The sequence below is a fragment of the Paenibacillus sp. FSL H8-0079 genome, from assembly GCF_037991315.1.
GTDB lineage: Bacteria > Bacillota > Bacilli > Paenibacillales > Paenibacillaceae > Paenibacillus.
Genome location: NZ_CP150300.1, coordinates 50,249 through 75,224 on the forward strand (window position 1 = coordinate 50,249; position 24,976 = coordinate 75,224).

General features: G+C 49.0%; 22 protein-coding genes. All 22 read left to right on the plus strand.

All coding sequences use genetic code 11. From position 1 onward, the window contains the following. The first annotated feature begins 79 nt into the window (after window positions 1-79). The 22 genes from MHI06_RS00240 to MHI06_RS00345 all read left to right on the plus strand — a co-directional run bounded on the left by MHI06_RS00240 (window position 80) and on the right by MHI06_RS00345 (window position 24,951). Window positions 80-1,819, plus strand: a complete 1,740-nt coding sequence (locus tag MHI06_RS00240) for a polysaccharide biosynthesis protein (RefSeq protein ID WP_340400050.1) — start codon at window positions 80-82, stop codon at window positions 1,817-1,819. A 147-nt stretch (window positions 1,820-1,966) separates the two neighbouring features. Beyond that, entirely contained in the window at window positions 1,967-3,460 is a 1,494-nt protein-coding gene (mazG, locus tag MHI06_RS00245; protein WP_340400051.1) for a nucleoside triphosphate pyrophosphohydrolase, read from the plus strand. Between the two features lie 306 nt (window positions 3,461-3,766). Continuing rightward, window positions 3,767-4,039 (plus strand): HU family DNA-binding protein, encoded by a 273-nt coding sequence (locus MHI06_RS00250; RefSeq protein WP_017691362.1) that lies wholly within the window; start codon window positions 3,767-3,769, stop codon window positions 4,037-4,039. Next, a complete protein-coding gene (locus tag MHI06_RS00255) occupies window positions 4,039-4,317 on the plus strand; it encodes an RNA-binding S4 domain-containing protein (protein ID WP_036606120.1) in 279 nt (92 codons plus the stop codon). Before MHI06_RS00250 ends, MHI06_RS00255 begins: the two co-directional genes overlap by 1 nt. Window positions 4,318-4,492: 175 nt before the next feature. Further along, entirely contained in the window at window positions 4,493-4,777 is a 285-nt protein-coding gene (yabP, locus tag MHI06_RS00260) for a sporulation protein YabP (RefSeq protein WP_056697424.1), read from the plus strand. Continuing rightward, the gene (yabQ, locus tag MHI06_RS00265) at window positions 4,774-5,343 is read left to right on the plus strand and encodes a spore cortex biosynthesis protein YabQ (RefSeq protein WP_062838086.1); all 570 of its coding nucleotides are present in this window, start codon (window positions 4,774-4,776) and stop codon (window positions 5,341-5,343) included. Before yabP ends, yabQ begins: the two co-directional genes overlap by 4 nt. 11 nt (window positions 5,344-5,354) lie before the next feature. Beyond that, window positions 5,355-5,690, plus strand: coding sequence for a septum formation initiator family protein (locus MHI06_RS00270; RefSeq protein ID WP_169483000.1), 336 nt, complete (start codon window positions 5,355-5,357; stop codon window positions 5,688-5,690). Between the two features lie 198 nt (window positions 5,691-5,888). Further along, window positions 5,889-6,419, plus strand: coding sequence for a S1 domain-containing RNA-binding protein (locus MHI06_RS00275; RefSeq protein ID WP_017691357.1), 531 nt, complete (start codon window positions 5,889-5,891; stop codon window positions 6,417-6,419). Window positions 6,420-6,900: 481 nt separating this feature from the next. After that, on the plus strand, window positions 6,901-9,408 hold the full coding sequence (gene spoIIE / locus MHI06_RS00280; protein ID WP_340400052.1) for a stage II sporulation protein E: 2,508 nt from the start codon (window positions 6,901-6,903) through the stop codon (window positions 9,406-9,408). 85 nt (window positions 9,409-9,493) lie between these two features. Continuing rightward, window positions 9,494-10,246: a VWA domain-containing protein gene (locus tag MHI06_RS00285; protein ID WP_169483001.1), complete on the plus strand. Its 753-nt coding sequence runs from the start codon at window positions 9,494-9,496 to the stop codon at window positions 10,244-10,246. After that, a complete protein-coding gene (locus tag MHI06_RS00290; protein ID WP_340400053.1) occupies window positions 10,230-11,177 on the plus strand; it encodes a serine/threonine protein kinase in 948 nt (315 codons plus the stop codon). The genes MHI06_RS00285 and MHI06_RS00290 overlap by 17 nt, the downstream gene beginning before the upstream one ends. A gap of 44 nt (window positions 11,178-11,221) precedes the next feature. After that, a complete protein-coding gene (gene tilS, locus MHI06_RS00295) occupies window positions 11,222-12,661 on the plus strand; it encodes a tRNA lysidine(34) synthetase TilS (protein WP_340400054.1) in 1,440 nt (479 codons plus the stop codon). Window positions 12,662-12,713: 52 nt separating this feature from the next. Beyond that, window positions 12,714-13,253 carry a hypoxanthine phosphoribosyltransferase gene (gene hpt / locus MHI06_RS00300; RefSeq protein ID WP_169483004.1) on the plus strand — a complete coding sequence of 180 codons (540 nt, stop codon included), beginning with the start codon at window positions 12,714-12,716 and terminating at the stop codon, window positions 13,251-13,253. Window positions 13,254-13,353: 100 nt separating this feature from the next. Further along, a complete protein-coding gene (gene ftsH, locus MHI06_RS00305) occupies window positions 13,354-15,399 on the plus strand; it encodes an ATP-dependent zinc metalloprotease FtsH (RefSeq protein WP_169483005.1) in 2,046 nt (681 codons plus the stop codon). Between the two features lie 299 nt (window positions 15,400-15,698). Beyond that, entirely contained in the window at window positions 15,699-16,637 is a 939-nt protein-coding gene (gene nadA / locus MHI06_RS00310; RefSeq protein ID WP_017691350.1) for a quinolinate synthase NadA, read from the plus strand. 35 nt (window positions 16,638-16,672) lie between these two features. Further along, window positions 16,673-18,304: an L-aspartate oxidase gene (gene nadB, locus MHI06_RS00315; protein ID WP_340400056.1), complete on the plus strand. Its 1,632-nt coding sequence runs from the start codon at window positions 16,673-16,675 to the stop codon at window positions 18,302-18,304. After that, complete coding sequence (gene nadC, locus MHI06_RS00320; protein WP_340400057.1) at window positions 18,301-19,167, plus strand: carboxylating nicotinate-nucleotide diphosphorylase; 867 nt, start codon at window positions 18,301-18,303, stop codon at window positions 19,165-19,167. The genes nadB and nadC overlap by 4 nt, the downstream gene beginning before the upstream one ends. Before the next feature lie 6 nt (window positions 19,168-19,173). Next, a complete protein-coding gene (locus MHI06_RS00325; RefSeq protein ID WP_340400058.1) occupies window positions 19,174-19,944 on the plus strand; it encodes a type III pantothenate kinase in 771 nt (256 codons plus the stop codon). A 74-nt stretch (window positions 19,945-20,018) separates the two neighbouring features. After that, window positions 20,019-20,939: an Hsp33 family molecular chaperone HslO gene (hslO, locus tag MHI06_RS00330; protein WP_340400059.1), complete on the plus strand. Its 921-nt coding sequence runs from the start codon at window positions 20,019-20,021 to the stop codon at window positions 20,937-20,939. A 23-nt stretch (window positions 20,940-20,962) separates the two neighbouring features. After that, entirely contained in the window at window positions 20,963-21,913 is a 951-nt protein-coding gene (locus tag MHI06_RS00335; protein ID WP_340400061.1) for a peptidyl-prolyl cis-trans isomerase, read from the plus strand. 345 nt (window positions 21,914-22,258) lie between these two features. Further along, window positions 22,259-23,197, plus strand: coding sequence for a cysteine synthase A (gene cysK / locus MHI06_RS00340; RefSeq protein ID WP_169483011.1), 939 nt, complete (start codon window positions 22,259-22,261; stop codon window positions 23,195-23,197). 140 nt (window positions 23,198-23,337) lie between these two features. After that, on the plus strand, window positions 23,338-24,951 hold the full coding sequence (locus MHI06_RS00345; protein WP_340400062.1) for an anthranilate synthase component I family protein: 1,614 nt from the start codon (window positions 23,338-23,340) through the stop codon (window positions 24,949-24,951). Window positions 24,952-24,976: the final 25 nt, after the last annotated feature.

Consider the following 24,976-nt stretch of genomic DNA (forward strand, 5'->3'; position numbering starts at 1 on the left):
GGTTAGTCTGTGCGCCTTCAGGCAGGTATAATAGCAAGGTATGCTTAATTGAACGCAGGGACATACGCAGGAGGGAATTATGAAACAGCCGTCTACAGGCTCAAGGCTGCTACAGGGTGCATTTGTACTTGGGCTTGCCGCCATTATCTCTAAAATCATTGGTGCTTTTCAGAAGATTCCGCTGCAGAATCTGGGGGGAGACGGTGTGTTTGGCATTTACAATACGGTGTATCCGTTATATATGCTCATTATCACGCTTGCTGCTGCAGGACTGCCGCTGGCCGTATCCAAATTCGTAGCAGAGCAGAATGCACTGGGAAGACCAGACGAGAGCAGAAGAATTATTCGACTATCTTCCGTGCTGCTCGGGGGAATTGGAATTATAATGGCGCTCTTGATGTATGCAGGTGCGCCGCTGATCGCTGACATGATTGGCAACCGCCATGTCGTTCCATCGATTCGTGCAGCTTCATGGGCGTTGTTGTTTGTACCGGTGATGACAGGGCTGCGTGGATATTTTCAGGGATTACAGCAGATGGTCCCAACAGCGGTATCACAAGTGGTGGAGCAGACGATACGTGTCACCGTCATGATTGTTTTGCTTCTCTGGTTGATGAGGCGGGATGCTTCGCTTGAAACTATCGCTGCTGGTGCCATGATGGGCTCCGTTGCCGGCGGAATGGTTGGGCTACTAGTCATGTTAGGGTACATGGTCCGACATCGGCGGAAAGACAGGGAAGTGGTCACCGGACAATTGAACTCGGAATGGAGCAGTAAAGGCGGAGAGGCTGGAACAGACAGGCATGAGCATAGCCCAATTACGTCGCATAAGAAAACGGTGAGTGCTATTAATCCCGTTCTGGGAGAACGGTCACGATCCAACGGGGAATGGATCAGGACGTTGCTCATGTATGCCATTCCTGTCTGTCTCGGGTCGCTGGCCGTACCGCTGATGAATCTGGTGGATACCTTCACTGTGCCCCGGCTGCTGCGGGGAGAAGGACTGGATGAGCTCCAGTCGATGGTTTCCTTCGGCATCTACAACCGTGGATTGCCGCTGGTTCAACTGGTGACGATGCTGGCCACGTCACTATCTGTGCTGTTTATTCCGGCGATGGCGGAAGCCCGGTTAAAGGGCGGGCCAGAAGCCGTCCGGCAGCAAGCAGGCCTCGCGCTGCGCTGGTTCTGGTTGATCGGCCTGGCGGCATCCGCGGGTCTCGCGGTGCTGGCGGAGCCGATTAACCGCATGCTGTACGGAGATGCCGCAGGCACCGAAGCACTGCGGTACATGGCGCTGACGGCTGCGGGCAGCACCGTCAGCATTATTGCGGCGGCGCTGCTGCAAGGCCTCGGCGCCGTGCGCGCACCCGCGTTCAGCATGCTGGCCGCCGCAGGAGTCAAGGCGCTGCTGAACGTCATGCTTGTGCCGACGCTGGGCATCAGCGGCGCGGCTCTGGCAGGCGCAGTCGCCTACATGCTGGCGGCTGGCCTGAATGTGGCGCTGCTGGCGCGACTTGTCGCCCTGCGCCCTGCCCCTGGCGCCGTCCTGGCGAAGCCGGCGCTGGTGATCGCCGCCATGAGTCTGGCGGCGGTAGGCACGGCCTGGGCCGCCGAAGCCGTGCTCGGCGGCATGGGTATCGCGGCCGATCGCAGACTGGCCGCGATGGGCGTGAGCCTGCTGGGCATTGCCGCAGGCTCGGCCGTGTTCTTGCTGGCGGCGGGCCGGACAGGGCTACTGACCGCCGCGGAGCTGGCGGCTGTGCCCAAGTTGGGGCCTCGCCTTGCCAAGCTGCTGCGCAGACTGCGTGTGCTGCGCTAGCTTCATGCTCACGGTGCTTCTGCATCCGGCACCCCGAATATGCAATTATAGGATATCGAATGATTCTGGTATAATACGTGTAATTAGTCCTGTTCAGACACGATGATTGTGAGCCTGGACAGGATAGTCCGGATGGAGGTTTACGTAATGAGCGCAGCTTTAACCGTAGTGGGTCTAGGATCTGGAGATGCAGACCAACTGACCGTAGGTATTATCAAAAAAATGAAACATGCAGCTACGCTGTATGTACGTACCCTGGATCATCCTGTATTAAATGATCTGAAACAAGAGGGGCTGGAGATGACCTCATTTGATGCCATCTATGAGGCGAAGTCCTCCTTCCCTGAAGTGTATGATGAGATCGCAAACCAACTGATAGATGCCGCTCGCAAGGGGGAGGCCGGAACCGAGATTGTGTATGCTGTTCCGGGTCATCCCATGGTGGCAGAAGCAAGTGTGCGCCTGCTCAAAGAACGTTGCCCGCAGATGGGTATCTCATTGCGTGTCATGGGCGGGGAGAGCTTCCTGGATGAAGCTTTTATACGACTTGGATTCGATCCAATCGAAGGCTTTCAACTCCTGGATGCCAGCAGCCTGAACACGGAACTGGTACAACCACAGCTACATACGTTGATTGGACAAGTCTACGATGTGTTCACTGCTTCGGATGTGAAGCTATGCCTGATGGAGGTTTACCCGGACGATTATCCCGTATTTGTGGGTCATGCACTGGGTGTACAGGGTCAGGAAGTTATTCACAAGATTCCGCTACACGAACTGGACCGAATCGAAGGGTACGGCAATCTGTCACTGATCTATGTACCGAAGAACACCGATGATGCCTTGCGTCGTCGATCCTTTGCACGTTTGCATGAGATTGTGAACATTCTTCGCAGTCCAGGTGGCTGTCCATGGGACCAGGAGCAGACGCATCAGTCCATTCGTAAAAACCTGATTGAAGAGACCTATGAAGTTATTGAGACGATTGATGAGGATGACCCCGACCATATGAAAGAAGAGCTGGGTGATCTGCTGCTGCAGATTTTATTGCATTCCCAGATGGAAGAAGAAGTTGGTACCTTCAATGTGTATGATGTCATCGAAGGTTTGAATGATAAGCTTATTTTCCGTCATCCACATGTTTTTGGCGATAATAAGGCAGAAGACGCGAATGAAGCTCTTCAGAACTGGGAACAGATGAAGGCAGAGGAGAAGAAGCGCAAGGGCCAGGATCAGGAGAAAGTTTCCGTGCTGGATGGCATACCGCGTGACTTGCCTGCATTGATGAAGGGATATAAGCTACAGAAGAAAGCAGCCAAGGTGGGCTTTGACTGGGATGATGTTGAAGGTGTGTTTGCCAAGATCGAGGAAGAACTGGCGGAGTTGAAAGAAGCTGTGCAACAAGGCCAGTCTGCGGAAGAACGGAAGCTCGAACTGGGTGATTTATTATTCGCAGCCGCGAATGTTGCAAGATTCATCGATACGGACCCGGAAGAGGCGCTCGCTGCGACCAACCGCAAGTTCGTTGGGCGGTTCCAGTACATCGAAGAGCGTCTGCGCGAACAGGGAAGAACACCAGCAGATAGCAATGTAGAAGAGATGGAGCAATTCTGGCAGGCTGCGAAGAAGGCAGGATTATAACGAGTTCAATTTTCTGGGAAATACCGATAAACCTTATTCCATCATGCTATGCAGTGTGTTATGATATACGAACATGTGTTCATCTGTGTAAACTGGAGTTGGTGTTTAGCGACGGGTGGTTTCGGGTACTGGTCTTAGACTGTCCCCTGCGGACCATCGACAAAAAGCTAAAAAAGTCGCGGACCAAGGCAGGATTTCAGATGCCAAGCCAGAATACATGTGTAGTAACCTAACGCGAAACCAGCGGCAATCACCTATTGCTCAGGCTCGCAGATACTTTTTTTTCAATTTGGGAGGCTTTTAAAAATGAACAAAACAGATCTGATTAACAACATTTCAACCAAAAGTGGTTTGACTAAAAAAGACGTTGAGTCCGTATTGAACGGCTTTTTGGGAGAAATTACAGATGCACTTGCCAGCGGAGACAAAGTACAATTGATCGGCTTTGGCACTTTTGAGACCCGCAAACGTTCCGGTCGTACCGGACGTAACCCACAAACAGGGAATGAAATTGTGATTCCTGAGTCCACTGTTCCTGCATTCAAAGCAGGCAACAAACTTAAAGAAGCCGTAAAATAATGCGTCTTGATAAATTCCTGAAGGTCTCCCGGTTAATCAAACGCCGTACTGTGGCCAAGGACGTCTCTGAACAGGGACGTGTTCTGGTGAACGGACGTGAAGCGAAGCCCAGCGCCGCTGTTAAAGTGGGCGATGAGCTGACGGTTCAGTTCGGTCAGAAACTGGTCACGGTGAAGGTGGAACGAATTGCCGAGAGCACGAAGAAGGATGAGGCGAGTAGCCTCTATACCTTGGTTAAGGAAGAGCCGATCGCCAAGGATAACGGGATGAACTGGTAACAGTACACCTGATATGATTGAATATTCATTCAATGCAAGTTGAATCGAAACGTCCTCCTGTAACCGGGAAGGGCGTTTTTTGTTTTATTAGATGCAGGGTTATTTGTTCAACAATGTTTGTTCTATTCCAACCTCCTCATCCATAAGCTAGGTGTAAGAAGGAGGGGTACATGCCATGGTTGAGCACGGTAAGGCCAAACAGCATCATCTGAGCATGCAGAATCGGAAACTGCTGGATCTGACAGGTGTCTCCAACGTGGAGAGCTTCGACAGTGAGGAATTTTTGCTGCAGACTGAACTTGGGCATCTGACCATCCGAGGGCACAATTTACATATCAAAAACCTGAGCCTGGAGGAAGGTCTGTTATCCATTGAAGGAACAGTCAGTTCGCTCCAATATCTGGACCCCGGTTCCCAGTCCAAAAACAGTAAAGGCCTGTTTGGCAAGATGTTCCGATGAGTCCGGATACTCAATGGATCACATTGATGTGGATGCTTACTTCGGGGGTCGTGATGGGAATGGCCTACGACAGTTACCGGGTACTGTCCGGACAGCTGCGGTTTCCGAGATGGAGCATCCACACACTCGATCTGTTGTACTGGGTTGCTTCCGCGCTGTTCGTTTTTCGGATGCTATACGCCGGAAACCACGGACAGCTGCGGTTTTATGTCTTTTTGGGGCTGATTATAGGGGTTTGCTTCTATTTTTGGCTTTTAAGTGTTACAACCCAGCGTTTTGTGGTAATGTTAATTAAACTCGCAAGAACGCTGATTCATTGGTGTGGACATATCCTTAACATCCTGATCGTTATGCCGGCTAAGGGGATTTATAAGTTAATTCGCGTATTATTCGGTTTTGTAATTGCGATACTATTATTCCTGGGCAGGCTGGTGCTGCAATGTTTGGTACCTTTCGGCAAGTTGTTCCGCTGGATGTTTAGGCCGCTCCTGAAATATTGGGTAACGCCGCATTGGATGATCCGTGTGGGTACAAGAATTGCAGCGATGTGGAAACGCTGGTTTTAAGGAGGTCCGTAATGGGTAAAACACCTGTGGGCAGATCAAAGGCTCCAACTAACCAAGGAAAATCTGCCGGTGCACGAAGGCGCCTCATGCTTTGGATGACGTTTATGATTGTATTTGTAATATGGGCAGGATATACATTCCTTGTGCAGACTGCACAAATTTCGGACAAGAGTTCTCATCTGGCTACTCAGCAAGCTTCAAAGGAAGATACGTTGAAGAAGCTGGAACAGTTGAAGTACGAAGTCAGCCGGTTGAATGACCCCGAATACATAGGACAGCTGGCACGGAAAAAAGGATATTATCTTCCTGAGGAAACGCCGATCCAGGTTGAAGAGTCAGGGAACTGATGGAATTCGGTCCATTACCGAGCTAGGTTTGTTATCCGTGTGTCTGAAGCTGTTAAACCGGAAAAAATAGGCTCTCTGATGGGGTAGTGTTCAGTTGACCTTGGTTTACGGCATAAGGTATAATTACATTAGCGCAGCATTGATTTTGGCATTCAAAAAATCGGGTTGTATATTTTTAAGGGAGGATCATTTTATTCTATGGCAATTGAAGTGGGCACCAAGTTAGAGGGCAAGGTGACAGGAATCACGCATTTTGGAGCATTTGTGGATCTGTCAGGAGGTGTCACGGGTCTCGTTCACATCTCGGAAATCGCCGACAATTACGTCAAAGATGTCAACGACCACCTGAAGCTGAATGACCTCGTTACAGTGAAGGTTATCAACGTTGACAAGGATGGCAAGATCGGACTTTCCATTAAGCAAGCTGTTGACAAACCGGTTGAGCAACAAACACAATCCAGACCCCCGAGAGCTCCTAGACCGGAACGCAGTGGAGGAGATCGCGAACGATTCAGCGGCGGAGGCCCAAGTGGTGGCCAAGGTCGTGGTGGCGGCGGCGGTGGATTTAACCGTGGTGACCGCGGAGGCCGTTCTTTCAAGCCCGCAGCAGGCAAACCTTCATTTGAGGATAAAATGTCACGCTTCCTGAAAGATAGTGAAGAGCGGATCTCTTCGCTTAAGAAGAACACAGAAGGCAAACGCGGAGGCCGCGGAGCTAAGCGTGTGTAATCTGTCTCAACCTGATCTAAACATATAAGAAAAACCGTTAGCCCATGGGCTAACGGTTTTTTTGCGTTTACTTTCATCTTTCACAGATAAGTAGTTGAATAGCTTTTTTTGTAAGGTGAAGCTCCATATCCCCAGTTTTTCTGCACGGCAAATTGGAACCATAAGAACATTTGTCGTCTACCATTTTTTACCGACAGGTTTCCGTGGCATTCCACAGCTATCCTGCTCAAATGATGGCGAGGCCAAACCAACTCCGGTTCAAAATCAGACATTTCCCTTGTCGGAAACAAGTAGGAGAGTGAATGAAACCACAATAAGGCCGGGGGTTTCGCACCACCGCGCCAAGCTCGTTTCTTTTGTCGTAAACTTTTTGAACCCTGCCCACCTATTCTGACAAACTACGTCTTCTAATCTATCTATAATCAGAACCATCGAGAACGAAACACGAAAATTCAAATTAATCGAATGGGGTGCCTTGAGGATGATGGAAAAGTGGAATGTCATTCAATTTCCGGGAATGAAAGCAGGTAAAGGAGGTACGGAAGCTCGGGAGGAGCTGTCGGTACGTCTGAAACAATGGCTTGGCTCCCGCAAGGCTGTCCAAATGGTTGCTTCCCGCAAATGGGTACTGCTGCTTACGTTTATGGGGTTCCTGCTCGGAAAGGCGATGATTCTGAATGAGTTATCACCCTTTGCCATTGCTTACTTCGCCGTGATTGCATTCATGCGCAGGGATTATATCATTCCGGTAGGTGCCGCGCTACTCGCAGGTAGTCTCTTTGCACCGTTTCCGGTACCACTCATTGTTGCATCGGAGATCGCCATCTTCTATCTGCTTTTCCGTGGACTGGAGTCATATGATCGTGCTGAATTATCATATGCACCAACGATGGTGTTTACCACTACATTTATGGTCAAGTTATTCGCGGTCGTGATTGGACCATCTTTCAGCTGGTACGCCATGCTGATGCTCACGATGGATTCGGTACTAAGCTTCGTGCTCACCCTTGTTTTTATACAAGCCATACCGATCTTCACCTATCGCAAAAAAAAGTTCAACCTAAAGAACGAGGAGATCCTCTGCCTGATCATATTGCTCGCTTCCGTCATGACGGGAGCTGTAGGTTGGACCATTCAGTCCTTGTCCGTCGAGCATATGCTCTCCCGTTATCTCATTCTAATCTTTGCACTGGTGGGCGGAGCCCCCCTGGGAGCCTCAGTTGGGGTCATTACCGGCTTGATTCTGAGTCTGGCTGACATGTCAGCGGTGTATCAGATGAGTCTGCTTGCTTTTGCCGGGATGCTGGCGGGTATGCTTCGAGAGGGTAAACGTGCGGCGGTTGCACTGGGCATGCTGCTGGGTTCGTCCATTCTTTCGATATATCTGGGCGGACCAGGCGATGTGATGAACTCATTATGGGAGACATGTGCAGCTATCGTTCTGTTTATGTTGACACCTAAGAGCTTGCTGACGGCGATATCCAAATATGTACCGGGTACGCAGGATCATACGAAGTCCCAGCATGAGTATGCCAAACGGATACGGGATATCACAGCAGAGCGTGTGACCCGGTTCTCGCAGGTATTCCGTCAATTGTCACGCAGCTTCGATCAGATGTCCGGTGCGGGGGAGCCGGTACAGAAAGAAGGTGGAATGGATCATTTCATGAATGCGGTTGCCGAGGGCACGTGTGCAAGCTGCTTCAAGCGTACGCAATGCTGGGATGCAAAGTTTATTCAAACCTACAAATATATGACGGATGTGATGAGCACAATTGAAGGGAACCCGGAGATTTCAGGCAAGCAGATTCCAGTGGATTGGAACAGGGTGTGTGCGAAACCGGAAGAGGTCCTTGAAGTCATGCGTGCCCAGTATGGGTTGCATCAACACAACATGCAATGGAAGCGTCAGATTATCGATAGCCGGCAGCTGGTTGCAGAGCAATTGTCTGGTGTATCTCAGGTCATGGAGGACCTTGCCAAAGAAATTCAGCGGGAAAGCGAGGAGATGGTGCAACAGGAGGAGCAGATTCGGGACGCACTGGAGTCACTGGGGCTGTCCATTCACTCTATCGAGATAATCAATCTGGAAGCGGGCAATGTAGAAATTGAGATTGTACATGCATATACACGGGGGTTCGATGAGTGCCGGAAAATGATTGCTCCGCTGATCTCGGATGTGTTGGACGAGCATATTGCCGTCTTGCATGAGACCATGACCGACCCTCGTCAGGGACTGGCGACTGTTACGTTTGGTTCAGCCAAAACGTTCGAGGTAACCACCGGTGTTGCTGCTGCTGCCAAAGGGGGAGATGTGATGTCAGGCGATAGCTTCAGTACGGTTGAGTTAGGTAACGGTACATTCGCGGTGGCGCTCAGTGATGGAATGGGCAATGGAGAACGGGCGCGCATGGAGAGCAGTGCAGCTCTGAATATTCTGGAACAGTTGCTACAGTCGGGCATGGACGAGAAACTGGCGATCAAATCGGTGAACTCCGTTCTGATGTTGCGCTCACCTGAAGAGATGTATGCCACAGTTGATATGGCACTGATTGATGAATATACGGCGGAGACCACGTTTATGAAAATCGGATCAACACCAAGTTTTATCAAACGTGGACAGGAGGTTATTCAAGTCTCAGCCAGCAATTTGCCGATCGGTATTATTAAGGATATTGAAGTGGATTTGGTAACGGTACAGCTTCAGCCGGGGGATATCCTCATTATGATGACGGATGGCATCTATGATGCACCGGGGTATGCGGTGAACAAAGAGCTATGGATGAAACGACTCATTCAAGAGATTGATACAGATGATCCGCAAGATTTGGCCGATTGCCTGCTTGAGAGTGTCATAAGATATCAGCAGCATGAAATTTTGGATGATATGACCGTCGTTGTTGGAAAAGTAGAGCATTTCCGCCCTGAATGGGCCACACTACGTGTGCCTGGCATCAACCGGATGGAGCGTCCACGGACCGTCAGTTAATTGCATATTCTTCTGTTTGAAGTCTCTTCATTCTGGCAATGCTAGTCATAGAGTTGGAGAGTAACGAATAACGGAGGGATATCGGATGAAGCAAATCTTGTTGATCACCGACGGTTGTTCCAATGTAGGACCAAGTCCGGTGCTGGCAGCGGCCGAAGCGCAGGAAGAGGGGATTACGGTTAATGTGGTTGGTGTGATTGATTATGGAACCATTGGTGAGCTGGGCAGTCGGGAGATTGAGGATATTGCCAGAGCTGGAGGTGGAATCAGCCAAATTGTAGGTACACGGCAGCTTGCCCATACCATGCAGATGATGACAAGGAAAACGGTGGTTCAGACCATTCAGCAGGCGGTTAATAGAGAGTTAACACAAATTTTGGGAGAGAAGGAGCCCAAAACGGTAACGGATCTGGAGCCTGCACAACGCGCCCGGGTCGTGGAAGTGATGGATGATATGGCTGAGACTACAGCGTTGCAGGTGATATTGCTGATTGATGTCAGTGCCAGCATGAAGCCCAAACTGGCTGCGGTAGAAGAAGGCATTCGCGATTTAATGTTAAGTTTGCAGGCGCGTATGGGTCAGAGCAAGCTTTCCGTATTTCATTTTCCTGGGCGACACAGTGGAGAAGATGCGGTAATGGATATTGACTGGACAACGGATCCAGGCCGGGTTCGGTCCCTGTTTGGACGTTTGCAGATGAAGGGTGCAACGCCGACAGGTCCTGCAATTCAGAAGGTGATTGATTTTTACCGTTATGGTACACTGGAGGAACAGCAGGAAATAGAAGGGAACTATCGCATTGAAAGAGAAGGGATGCTCGGTGACAACGTTGTCTGACGCCTCTTTCCCGCCAGGAACCGTGGTTACAGGGAAATGGAATCGCAGTCGTTACACGATTCGGAAGCTACTGGGCAAAGGAGCCAATGGCATCGTTTTTCTTGTCCAACGGGGTGAAAATGGCAAACACTACGCGCTTAAAATGGGATTTGACCCGGTAGATCTGCAATCGGAAGTCAATGTGCTCAAATCTTTTCAACTACAGCGTAATCATGAGGCCCTTCGGCAGAGCGGCATTCCTTCCTATCTTAAAGATGTGGATGATTATGCCGTTCGTGGCCGGGATATTCCTTTTTATGTGATGCGTTACGTTCGAGGTGAAGCTCTTCATCACTTCATTCGGCGTCAGGGGACAGACTGGACACTTCTGGTTGGACTTAGACTCTTGCAGAAGCTGGCACAATTGCATCAGGCGGGATGGGTGTTTGGTGATCTCAAACCTCAGAATGTGCTGGTATCCGATTATGGGCAGGTGGAATTAATCGACTACGGCGGAGTTACGTCGATTGGTCGAAGCGTCAAGCAGTTCACCGAATGGTATGATCGGGGTTTCTGGAATGCAGGTAGTCGAACAGCAGATGGTACCTATGATGTATTTGCTTTTGCATTATTGTTGATTCATGTACTTGAAGCAGACGCGCTCAAGGCACTTGCAACCGAAGGTTTGCCGCAACTGCGAAGTGTGAATCAGCTCGTAGCGCTGGTGGAGCGCAGTGAACGACTGGGTCCTTTTCGCAATTGGACGATACAAGCCTTACGAGGTCAGTTTCGTGATGCAGGCCATGCGGCACAAGGATGGAAGGAAATGATGGCACGCCCTACGCCTCTTCGTCGTCGTTCCAAAAGTACAACACCGCGCTGGCTTAAGAACGCATTTGCTGTATCTGTGATATTACTTATTGGGGTGCTCATCTATGCACTACGTTTCTGATCTGTGAGGGTGCATATACATAACGCAAGGAATGAGGAACAGGTATGGAGGCTTTACGCTGGAACATGCTGGTGAATAACGTGCTGGATGCAGCGGAAGAGCATCAGTTATGGGTTCCCGGGGATCGGATTGTCGTCGCAGTATCGGGCGGGCCGGACTCGGTGGCTTTTTTGCATATCATGCACGAGATCAGCAAGCGACATGTGCCACTTGAATTGATCTGTGCCCACGTGCATCATGGCTTCCGGAGTGAATCTGATGATGAAGCGGAGAAAATGATGGAACTGGCAAAGCAGCTTGGTATTGCTTTTGAATGGACCAAGGCCGATGTTCCTTCATATATGGAGCTTACGGGTCAAGGACCACAGGAAGCGGCCCGCAACAAGCGATATGCCTTTCTGCACGAAGTGGCTTCCAAATATAATGCGGCAAGCATCGCTTTGGCACATCATGCGGATGATCAGGCAGAGACGGTCATGCTTCATTTGCTTCGTGGAACCGGCTTGTCGGGACTCGCAGGAATGAAGTTTAAAAGGCGAGAAAAAAATGTGGAACTTATTCGTCCATGCCTTCGTATAAACAAGACAGACCTTGTAGAAGCTTGTAATACCCAGGGTTTTATGTATTTCAATGATGAGAGCAACTCCCTGCGTAAATATCGGCGTAATGCCATTCGCTTGGATGTGCTTCCTTTTTTGGGGCAGTATAATGGACAACTCACGCCGTCATTGAATCGGCTTGCCGAAATTGTGGGTGATGAAGACGATTTCATGGAGCAGAGTGCATATGACACATACAGGTGTCTAGTGCAGGTGAACGGCGGAAGGCAAACCTTTGAGGTGCCTTCCTTCTTGAAGTTACATGTCGCTTTACAACGAAGGTTGATTAAACTAATATTGAATTATCTGCCTTTGGACAGTGATTTTGTCGACTTTACCCGTATAGAAACCATTCGTCGCAAGGTCATGGAGACCCATGTGACGACCTGGAGCCTGGATATAGGACAGACACTCGCCTGCACTCGGGAGTATAATCTGATTTCTTTTGGCATACGGACGGACGTACAGGATCAATCTTACGAGTATCGTCTTGCGCAATGGAGTGGAACTTATGAGCTTTCACTCACCGAGATTAACCGATATATTCGGTTGATGCCGGTGAGTCCCGAGGACTATCATGTACCAGAATCGGCGGATCAAGCCGCGTTTGATGCGGATCAACTGCTTATGCCGCTGGTTGTGCGTTCACGGTTACCTGGAGATACCATGAAAGTGATGGGATTAAACGGAAGCAAAAAGGTGAAAAATATTTTCATCGATGAGAAAATCCCCCCATCTGTTCGTCCACGTATTCCTGTGGTATGTGATGGAGCAGGTCATATCATCTGGTTACCGGGTGTTCGACGGTCCAATGTGGCTCCTGTCAGGGAGGGCACTTCCGCAATCCTGTACATGACTGTAGGCGATTCAGCGATTCAGGGGTAGTGGTTATGGTTCAGGTAAGGCTTTCATAGTATAACTTAGGAGGTTCGCACAGTTGCAGAACGACATTCAGGAAGTATTGATCAGTGAAGAAGAAATTCAGATTAAAGTCAAGGAATTAGGCGCAACACTAAGTGCCGAATATGCAAACCGCAATCCTTTGGTCATTTGTGTGCTCAAGGGTGCGTTTATATTTATGGCTGATTTGGTTAAAAACATAACGGTACCTGTTGAAATGGATTTCATGGCGGTATCCAGTTATGGCGCTTCCACCAAGTCATCAGGTGTTGTCAAAATCATTAAGGATCTGGATGTATCCGTTGAAGGACGGGAAGTCCTGATTGTCGAAGATATTATCGACAGCGGACTTACACTCAGCTATCTGATTGAACTGCTAGAGAACCGCGGTGCCGAATCGGTGCGTGTGGTTACGCTGTTCGACAAGCCTTCAGGCCGTAAAGTTGAGTTGGAAGCTCATTACACAGGCTTTGACATTCCTGACGCGTTCATCGTTGGTTACGGTTTGGATTTTGCCGAGAAGTACCGGAACCTGCCCTATATCGGGATTTTGAAGCCGGAAGTCTACAGTAGCTAATATCCTGCCCGACCCAAGCCTTGAGCTGTTCTTGGCTTCTGTTGAGAAGCCATGTCGGGCTATGTTAAAATAATTAAAGTGTCTCGAGAGGAGGTAGGGGATGAATCGGTTCATCCGGAATTCTGGTTTTTATTTGATTCTTTTTTTAGTTGTGGTGGGGATAGTCCAGTTCGTCAGCAATGGCGGCGAAGCCACCGATAATCCTAGATATGATCAGTTGCGTACAGCGATCAAAGCCAACAATGTCTCTGAATTGACGGTTCAATTCAACGGTCAAACGTACCTCGTGACCGGTCAATACAAGAAGGCACCTGATGGCGCCAAATCAGAAAATTTCTCAACGTATATTCCTCCTACAGATGAGGCAATTAGTGAACTTGTAGCTGCAAGTGAAACTAACAATTTCCAATATCATCAGGAGCCAATGAAAGGTGACAGCATCTGGTTGACGTTGCTGACTTCCTTTATTCCTTTGATCATTATGTTCCTGCTGTTCTTCTTCCTGTTTAATCAGGCTCAAGGCGGCGGCGGTAAAGTAATGAACTTTGGTAAAAGCCGTGCTCGTCTCTATAACGAAGAGAAGAAGCGGGTTACATTTGAAGATGTTGCGGGTGCTGACGAAGAGAAACAGGAACTTGTTGAGGTTGTAGACTTCCTCAAGGATCCTCGGAAATTCGCAGCAGTAGGTGCACGGATTCCTAAGGGCGTATTGCTTGTAGGGCCTCCAGGTACCGGTAAAACATTGCTCGCTCGTGCCGTAGCCGGTGAAGCGGGTGTACCATTCTTCACTATTTCAGGTTCCGACTTCGTGGAAATGTTTGTCGGTGTCGGTGCATCACGTGTACGTGATTTGTTTGAAAATGCGAAGAAAAATGCCCCATGTATCATCTTTATCGATGAGATTGATGCTGTAGGACGTCAGCGTGGTGCTGGTCTTGGTGGTGGTCACGATGAACGTGAACAAACACTCAACCAGTTGCTCGTTGAGATGGACGGATTCGGAGTTAACGAAGGTATTATCATCATAGCCGCAACGAACCGTGCAGATATTTTGGACCCTGCCTTGCTGCGTCCAGGACGTTTTGACCGTCAAATTACGGTTGACCGCCCTGATGTAAGAGGCCGTGAAGCTGTCCTGAAAGTACATTCCCGTAATAAACCACTGACCAAAGATGTGAAGATGGATATTATCGCGAAACGTACAACAGGCTTCTCTGGTGCGGATTTGGAAAACCTCTTGAACGAAGCGGCATTGCTTGCAGCACGTCGTAACCGTAAAGATATTTCCATGAAAGAAGTTGACGAAGCGATTGACCGTGTCATCGTTGGTACGGAGAAGAAAAGCCGTGTCATCAGTGATCGCGAGAAACGAATCGTTGCTTATCACGAAGCAGGTCATACCATTGTAGGATACTTCCTCGAACATGCTGATATGGTACATAAAGTGACCATTATTCCGCGCGGACGTGCGGGTGGATATGTAATCATGTTGCCAAAAGAAGACCGTATGCTGGTTACCAAGCAGGAACTGCTTGATAAAGTAACCGGACTCCTCGGAGGTCGTGTAGCTGAAGAATTGTTCATCGGAGAAATTGGTACTGGTGCATACAGTGACTTCCAGCAAGCGACAGGTATTGTTCGCAGCATGGTTATGGAATACGGTATGAGTGAGAAATTGGGACCTATGCAATTCGGAAGTTCACAAGGACAGGTATTCCTTGGTCGGGATATCGGTCATGAACAGAATTACTCAGATTCCATTGCTTACGAGATTGATCAGGAAATGCAACGCTTTATCAATGAATGTTATGAGAAATGTAAGGACTTGCTTGTTAAACATTCAAAAGAGATGCATCTGATCGCTCAAACTTTGCTTGAGGTTGAGACTTTGGAAATGGATCAGATCAAGCAATTGATCGAGACAGGTTCTTTGACTCCAAAAGCAGAGAACGACAATGATGGTGAAGGTACGCCAACTGAGGGCGGAGAGCCTATCATCGACAACATCGGTGATGTGCGTGTCCGCATTCAAGGTAAAGATGAAACGCCTGAGCCACCAGCCGGAGATATTCCGAACGAAGCTCCGAATCTGGAAAAGGGTAATAATAATAACCCGGATGATGGCGGAACGAAGCCAACGTCTTAATGTATAATACATCTGGCTAGGACAGCAGGTGAGATCAGGAGAGCCCTCGGGCTCTCTTTTTTTGTCCATTATTTTAAAAGAGGATAGATAAAGATAAACGGGAGTTAGATGGCGAACCAGTTAGCAAACGGGTGGTTACAGCGCTGTTCTGGACCTTTTTCATTTATTGACAGAGTCATGAACGTTGTGTAAATTAGTTGTTAAACCGCTTGTGATTCGTTTCTCAAGCGAAGATAACGACTTAGGTTAGCCCTACGAAACAGCGCATGACGCTGTCCCGATAAAGGAGAGGATCACAGGTGGAAGCTCTGGCTTTAGAGCGCAAGGCTGAGATGAACCGCGAGCTGCGTGAGCGGCTTATGGAGTTGAAGAAGGAACGTAATGCCATTATTCTTGCCCATTATTACCAGCGTGACGAGGTACAGGAGGTTGCTGACTTCCGTGGAGATTCGTTTCTATTAGCCCAGAAGGCAGCACAAACAGATGCAGATGTGATCGTATTCTGTGGTGTTCACTTTATGGGTGAAAGCGCTAAAATTCTGGCGCCGAACAAAACAGTTATTATTCCGGATGAGCGTGCGGGTTGTCCGATGGCAGATATGGTGAATGTGGATGGACTACGCAAATTGAAAGCACAACACCCTAATGCCAAGGTGGTTACGTATATCAATTCCTCGGCTGAGATCAAAGCAGAGACTGACATCTGTTGTACATCAGCGAATGCAGTTCGAGTTATTCAATCGGTGGATTCCGACGAAATTATCTGGGTACCAGATAAAAACCTGGGACATTATGTGCAGCAGCATACAGACAAGAAAATGATTATCTGGGAAGGCTACTGCAACACGCATGATATGCTCACAGTCAAAGATGTGGTGGAGATGAGAGCCAAGCATCCGAATGCAGAGTTTGTTGTCCATCCAGAGTGTCGTCCTGAGGTTGTAGAGATGGGTGATTTTGTAGGCAGTACAACAGCCATTCTGGAGTATTGCAAAAATTCATCAGCGAAGGAATTTATCGTAGGTACCGAAGATGGTACCGGATACCAGCTTCGTCTGGATAGTCCGGATAAACAGTTTCATTTTGCGACCAAGTTCCTCGTATGTCCTAACATGAAGGTCAACAACTTGAAGAAACTGGTGAAATGCCTGGAAACGATGAAGCCGCAAATCTATGTGCCACCGGCCGTTGCCGACAAAGCCAGAGAATCACTAGAGCGCATGTTATTGGTGAAGTAGAATGCGCTACTCTTGCTCCAAGACAGGTGAATAACATGATACCGCAATATTTAGTTGATTTTGATCTGTCTGCGCTACCCATGGTAGAGACGGATGTACTGGTTATAGGCTCAGGGATTGCTGGTCTGTTCACCGCCATTAAGGCAAGTGAGCAACAACGTGTATTAATGATCACGAAGAAGTCGTTACTAGAAAGTAACACCAGGTATGCGCAGGGAGGAATCGCTGCGGTTATTGCTGAAGATGATTCACCTGCTTACCACTTACAGGACACACTTGTTGCAGGAGCGGGCTTATGCCGCTCCGAGGCGGTAGAGGTATTGGTGAATGAGGGTCCGGACGGAGTGAAGGAACTGATTCGTCTGGGTACGTTGTTTGACCTGGAGAACGGCGAGTTGGCGTTGACGCAGGAAGGTGCGCATAGCCACCGCCGTATTTTGCATGCCAACGGGGATGCAACGGGATATGAGATTGTACGTGCGCTTGCGGTCGAAGTGAATGAACATCCTGGAATTGAAGTATGGGATGAGCACTTTGTGATTGACCTGATTACGGATCGAGATCGAGGGGAATGCATCGGTGCTCTGATTCAGAAGGAAGATGGATCGCAAGTGTTCGTGAAGGCACAGGCAACCGTTCTCTGCTCTGGTGGGGCGGGACAACTGTACCGATACACGACGAATCCGGATGTAGCTACTGCCGATGGTGTAGCCATGGCCTACCGGGCTGGGGCTGTCGTTCGTGACATGGAATTTATCCAATTCCACCCCACCTCTCTTTGTTATCCGGGGGCACCACGTTTCCTTGTGTCAGAAGCCGTACGTGGTGAGGGAGCATATTTACGTAATGTGAAGGGCGAACGCTTCATGGATCGATATCATGCCCAGCTCGAACTGGCACCGCGTGATATCGTGGCACGAGCGATTGTTAGTGAGATGGAGTCTACCAACAGCACCTTTGTGTATCTGGACATTACACATGAACAGCCGGAGATGATAAAGCATCGTTTCCCTACCATATATGAGACTTGTATGCGTTATGGATTGGATATGACAACGGACTGGATTCCCGTTGCACCTGCTGCCCATTACATGATGGGCGGAGTGAAAACGGATCTTAGTGGAGAGAGCAGCATCTCCCGGTTATTCGCGTGTGGTGAGGTATCTTCTACAGGAGTGCATGGAGCTAACCGTCTGGCAAGCAACTCCTTGTCAGAAGCGATTGTATTTGGCCGGAGAATTGTTGATCGTATTCAATCACTTTCCCTGCTCGGTTCACTACAAGTAAGAGGAACTTCGACCGCATCTGTGGACATGAATAGCAAGATCATGAAAGAGCAAAAACCTATATCCGAAAGACGCTTGCGACTACAGAAAATGATGGTTCGTCAGGTCGGCTTGCGCCGGAACGGTGAGAACCTGCATAAGGCCATGGACAAGCTGCAACAGGAATTGCAATTTTTTGATCAGACACTTACCCAAAAGGAAGAACTGGAGTATGCCAACCTTCTGACTTGTGCCTGGTTAGTTACTAGCGGAGCATTACACCGCGAGGAGAGTCGGGGAGCTCACTATCGTGAGGATTTCCCGGCACGTGATGATGTCGTGTGGCAGAAGCATAGTCTGCAGCAGCGAGAACAAGCGATTGTGGAGGAATTGATGTCATGATACTGAACGGATATAATGATGGACTTATCGAATCGATTAAAAACTGGCTTCGTGAAGATGTTGGCGCAGGTGACGTTACAACAAGTGTGACGATCCCAGCAGGCAACCAATCCAAGGCCATCATACATGCTAAAGATAATGGTATTATTGCAGGCATGACCGTAGCCGAACTCGTATTTCAGGTCGTTGATCCTGATCTTGTATTTACACCGAAGGTAAAAGACGGAGACAAGGTCACGCATGGAACGATTTTGGCCGAGGTAGAGGGAAGTACACATTCACTGCTTACGGGGGAACGACTGGCACTTAACTTGCTGCAACGTATGTCCGGAATAGCTACGCGTACGCGTGCCTACGTGGATGTGCTGGATGGTCTTGAGACCAGGCTCGTGGATACACGTAAGACAACGCCGGGCCACCGATTACTTGAGAAATATGCGGTGCGCGTGGGTGGCGGAGCGAATCATCGATTTGGACTGTACGACGCCGTTATGATTAAAGATAACCACATTAAGGGTGCAGGCGGAATTACCGAAGCGGTACAGCGAGCACGAACCGTTATTCCGCACACGATGACGATTGAAGTGGAGACTGAGAATCTGGAGCAGGTGAGAGAAGCCTTGCAAGCCGGGGCAGATATCATTATGCTGGATAACATGCATCCAGATCGGATGCGTGAAGCGGTTGAACTCATTCGTGAGCAGGCTCCACATGTGAAGGTTGAAGCATCCGGTAACGTCTCTCTCCAGACCATTCGTGGAATTGCAGAGAGCGGTGTGGATGTAATTTCGGTTGGCAGGTTAACCTATTCTTTTGAGAGCCTGGATATCAGCCTGGATTTAAATGAAAAGAAAGAGGGGTGAACCTCTTTGATTCTAGTTGTAGACGTGGGGAACAGCAATATGGTGCTCGGCGTATATCAAGGCCGGGAGTTGCTGCACCACTTTCGTCTGAGTACATCACGTCAGTCAACAGTGGATGAATACGGCGTATTGATTTATAATTTATTTCATATGTCCGGCATCAGGGCAAGCGACATCGAAGGTATAATCATCTCATCGGTGGTTCCGCCACTGGTGAATGTAATCGAAGCGATGTGTGAGAAATATGTAGGCAAAAAACCATTACTCGTGGGGCCTGGTATCAAAACCGGCCTGAACCTGCGATACGAGAATCCACGTGAAGTGGGTGCAGATCGTATTGTTAATGCAGTGGCAGCCGTTGAGAAGTATGGCGGCCCTCTCGTCGTGGTCGATTTTGGTACTGCAACGACCTTTGACTGTATTGACGAGAAAGGTCATTACCTGGGGGGAGCTATTGTACCTGGTATTCACATTGCTACCGAAGCGCTCTATGAGCGGGCATCCAAGCTGCCTCGTATTGAGCTGGAGAAACCCAAGAAGGTCATTGGACGTAATACTATTCATGCGATGCAAGCCGGCATTATCTATGGCTATGCAGGACAAGTAGATGGTATTGTGGAGCGTATTCGTGAAGAAATGGGAGCTAAACCCAGAGTCATTGCAACGGGTGGTCTTGCTACACTAATTGCGGAAGAAACCCGTAGTATAGAGGAAGTTGATCCGCTGCTTACGCTTGAAGGGCTGCGTATTATATATGAGCGGAACCGGGAAAGGTGAGCATAGAGACGGCATACAGCGGGCTGAGATTACAGCTTAAGTGTTGTGCCGTTTTTTCTGTGTTACTACTATAAATGGCGATACGCCAAAGGAGGCTGAATGACTTGGAAAACAACAACAAGCATGACCGGTTAATTCGTGGTACAGCAATGAATGGAAAGGTAAGAGCCTTTGCTATCCAGACGACACAACTGGTTGAGGAACTACGCAGAAGACATGATACGTTTCCCACGGCTACAGCTGCCATGGGGCGTACAGTTACAACAGCAGCTATTATGGGTGCGATGCTCAAGGGTGAAGAGAAGTTAACGATACAAGTCAACGGTGATGGCCCCATTGGACAGATCGTAGCTGATGCTAATGCGAAAGGCGAGGTGCGGGGTTATGTTTCTAATCCGCATGTACATCTGCCAAGCAATAGTGTGGGAAAACTGGACGTTGCAGGCGCAGTTGGAACCGAAGGCTTCATCAACATAACGAAGGATTTGGGACTGAAAGAACCATACCGTGGCAGTGTGCCTATTATTTCAGGAGAACTGGGCGAAGACTTTACGTACTATTTTGCCCAATCGGAGCAGACTCCTTCTGCTGTAGGCGTTGGTGTGCTCGTCGATACGGATAATTCCGTTATTGTCGCAGGTGGATTCATTATGCAGCTGTTACCGGGATTGACAGATCAAGAGATCACAGCGATCGAAAATGCCATAGGTACGTTGCCACCGGTGACAACATTGCTGGATCAGGGACTTGAACTGGAAGAGTTGCTTCGTCGGTTACTGCCGGATGTACAGGTGATGGAAGGATTGGATATTCAATTCAGCTGTGAGTGTTCACGTGAGCGGGTAGAGAAGACGCTGATCAGCCTGGGCCAAACGGAGATGGAGCAATTAATTGAAGAAGAGGGCCAGGCTGAAGTCGTCTGCCAATTCTGTAATGAAGCCTATGACTTTAACAAAGAACAACTTGAGACCATCCTAGAGCAAGCCAAGAACTGATCTATGCGGGGACGGGATGCGGAATGACAAGACAGGAAAAAGGGTTGTGGACGGCTGTAATTGTCTTGACGCTGGGCATGCTGGTTATGGGAACGGTGATGGCTATGCATGGTCTCAGACAGGGCAAAGACGAGGCAGATGCCTCCCATGATGCCAATACGGAAGAAGGAAGCACCGTAGCGACGATCAACGGAGAAGTCATCACGGACAAAGAGTGGAGCGATGCGCTGAAACGACGTTACGGCAGTGAGTTATTACTCCAGATGCTAAACCGTAAAGCAGTATATGCCGAAGCAATTGAACGTAAGCTGATTGTCACTCCCCAAGAGATTGCAAGAGAACTTGCGGCCGCGATGGATGGGTACGATTCAGAGAAATCGTATTTTGACGAAATGAAGTCGCAGTTGGGTCTGTCGAAACAGGAGCTTGAATTGGAAGCCGGCTATAGGCTGCTGCTTGAGAAAATTGCAACGATTGGCATACAGATCAAGGATGCAGATATTGAGCGTTACTGGACTGAACACCGTGAGGATTACGTTTCCCCCGAAAAGTATGACTTGTCCATCATCGTAGTGAAGGAAGAGGAGGAAGCCGATTCCTTACTGGATGCGTTGGAGAAGGGGGAGGACTTTGAAGAAGCTGCTCGGAGGCAATCGACAGACAGCTTCTCTCGTGATGCTGGTGGCAGGCTGGGATGGATTGAGCGGAATGATCCATTCCAGCCAGAAGAAATCCTTCAACTCGCCGCCGGGCTGGATGTGGGCGATATTGCTGGTTCAGTTCGAGTGGAAGAGGGCTATGCTATTATCAGACTTAATGATAAAGAAGAACGCCAGGTGCAGTCTGCCGAAGAGGTCCATGAGGAGATTCGAATGCAACTGGCTCTGAGTCAGGCCAATCCGTTGCCGCAGGTAGAGCAAATGCTGCGCAACAAGTATGAAGCCGTGATCCTGTCCGAAATTCCTGCCTCCTGAATTCAATGGAGAAGATTGTCTCGTGCTGCTACATCTTGATAAAAATACTCTGTCTGCGGTCTTAGGGCCGAAGGCAGAGTATTTTTTTGAGTACTCATATTGACAATAAGGGTTAACGTTGATAAGATGAAAATAATAAATACCTACTCGTTTACTCGGATATAAAAGCTTTATTTTATGAACAAAGAAACTTTCGGAAACCTCCACCCTGTCTAGAAATCTTAGCAGCAAGGGATAGGATCAACAGGATTTCCGCAGTTCTTCTATAACATCCAGAGGCTACCGGCCGCACAGTATAGGTTAACAGGACTCAAGTTTTATTCATCCACTAAGGAGGGCATTCATATGGCTAAAGTAGTTAATAACGTAACAGAACTCATCGGAGGTACTCCGCTTGTTCGTCTGAACCGTATCGTACCTGAAGGCAGTGCTGAAGTATTCGTGAAGCTGGAGTACCAGAATCCAGGTTCAAGTGTGAAAGACCGTATCGCAATTAGCATTGTGGAAGAAGCGGAAAAAGAAGGCAAGCTGAAACCAGGCGATACCATTATTGAAGCAACAAGTGGTAACACGGGAATCGGACTCGCGATGGTGGCTGCAGCCAAAGGCTACAAGTCCGTTATTGTAATGCCTGAGACAATGAGCTTGGAGCGTCGCAACTTGCTTCGTGCGTATGGTGCTGAGCTTGTGCTTACACCTGGAGCGGAAGGTATGAATGGTGCTGTTAAAAAAGCCGAAGAACTGCTGAAAGAAAACCCATCCTATTTCATGGCTGAGCAATTTAAAAATAAAGCCAACGTGAAGATCCACCGTGAAACGACTGGCCCTGAGATTGTGGACGCGATCCAATCTGTGGGTGGTACGTTGGATGCTTTCGTTGCGGGAATTGGTACAGGCGGAACAATTACAGGTACAGGTGAAGTGCTCAAAGAAGCTTTCGCTGGTATTAAAATTGTTGCGGTTGAGCCAGCAGCTTCGCCAATTCTGGCAGGCGGCAAACCAGGACCACATAAGATCCAAGGGATTGGTGCCAACTTTATCCCTGAGATTCTGGATCAGGAAATCTATGATGAGATCATTCACATTGAGAATGATGATGCATTCGAGACGGCTCGTCAGGTAGCGAAGGAAGAGGGCATTCTGTCCGGTATTTCTTCCGGTGCGGCGATCCGTGCAGGTCTTCAGGTTGCGAAACAGTTGGGTGAAGGCAAGCGCGTTGTCGTGATTGTGCCAAGTAACGGCGAACGTTACCTCAGCACACCGCTTTACAACTTCGAAGGCTAAGTCTACAAATGACAAAACCAATCCTCCTTGCCCGTATGACGGGTATGGAGGATTTTTGGCGTAATACTTTTAAAAGGGGCGGCGCTTTAGTATACTATCAGACAATAGAACTAGCGACAGATGGAGGGCGGCACACCGCAATGACACACCTGATGACAACATACGCCGACTGGACGGAGTGGGCTGGACAAGGCTGGACCATGATGCCCTATATCACGAAGTCGGATGAGGGACCGTATCATGGCGGTTTACCGTTATCGTGGGAGGCAGCCTGGGAGCAGGCGTCACCATACGCAATTGTGCTGGAGAATGGCAAAGGCGGGAGATATACATTTCTGGGGTTAGACCCCGTATCCGTTATTTCCGGTAAAGGTCAAGAAGCGATTATTCATGATGTGACGCAAGGAACCACCTCGACAGACAGCGGCAAGCCGCTTGATGTATTGAAGAGATGGACTGCGCCGTATAGCGCACCCAAGGTTAATGGGGCTCCAGACTTTGGGGGTGGATACGCAGGTTATCTCAGCTACGATGTAGCAAGATCGTTGGAGAAGCTTCCAGTTATGTCTGAAGATAACCCGGCTTTGCCGGATTATTGGTGGATGCGCTTTGAAGAAATATGGGCGTATGACCATGAGCAGCAGGCACTTTTCTGCATGGTTCATCTGGCTATAGAGCCTAACCGGAACGAAACGGATATCCTTAGCCTATATTCAGCGGCAGAAACACGAGCGACAGCGATGCAGAAACGTTGGCTTCATATTATGGGGGCTGCACAGGCCGAGGAACAACAGCAGGCACTGGAACGCCGCAACAAGCAGGTCAATCGTACACCGCAGCCTGAAGATGCGGAAAGGGAATCGGAAGGATGGGAAACCTCCTTTCCCCAGGAGGACTTTGAACAAGCTGTGCGTACGGTACAGGAATATATCAGGCAGGGCGATGTGTTCCAGGTGAATCTGTCCTTAAGACAGGAGAAGCGGCTTCATTCGAGCGCTGAGCATATTTATGAATGGCTGCGCCTTGTGAATCCATCACCGTATATGGGTATGCTGCGTAGTCCAGAGTTTCAACTGGTAAGTGGATCTCCCGAACTTCTGGTCAAAGTGGAGAATGGCAAAGTCAGTGCACGTCCCATCGCAGGGACCCGAAGAAGGGGCCGTGATGAAGCAGAGGATAAAGCTATGGCGGATGAACTGCTCAGCAGTGAGAAGGAACGGGCGGAGCATATTATGCTCGTCGATCTGGAACGTAATGATATCGGACGTATTGCGGCCTACGGTTCGGTTCATGTGCCGGAATTGATGACCATCGAGAAGTATTCCCATGTCATGCATCTCGTTTCCCAAGTGGAAGGCAGGCTGGCAGAAGGATTATCGGCATTTGATGTGATCGCTGCGACATTCCCGGGTGGAACGATTACAGGAGCGCCCAAAGTGCGCACCATGGAGATTATCGAGGAGCTTGAGCCTGTGCGGCGTGGACCATATACGGGTTCCATCGGGTGGATGGATTACAGTGGAAATATGGAATTGAACATCGTCATTCGTACGCTTGCCATCAAGGATGGCATTGGCTATGTACAAGCCGGTGCAGGTATTGTTATTGATTCCGATCCATATCGGGAATACAAGGAATGCCGCAATAAGGCAAGAGCGATGATGAGAGCTGTGAACTACAGCGAAGAGGCGGAAGCGGATAGAGCTGTCGAACAAGAACAAGCGAAACGAACGGAAGCTGTTAAACTAAACTAAAATAAAACGAAGCAACCGTCACTTG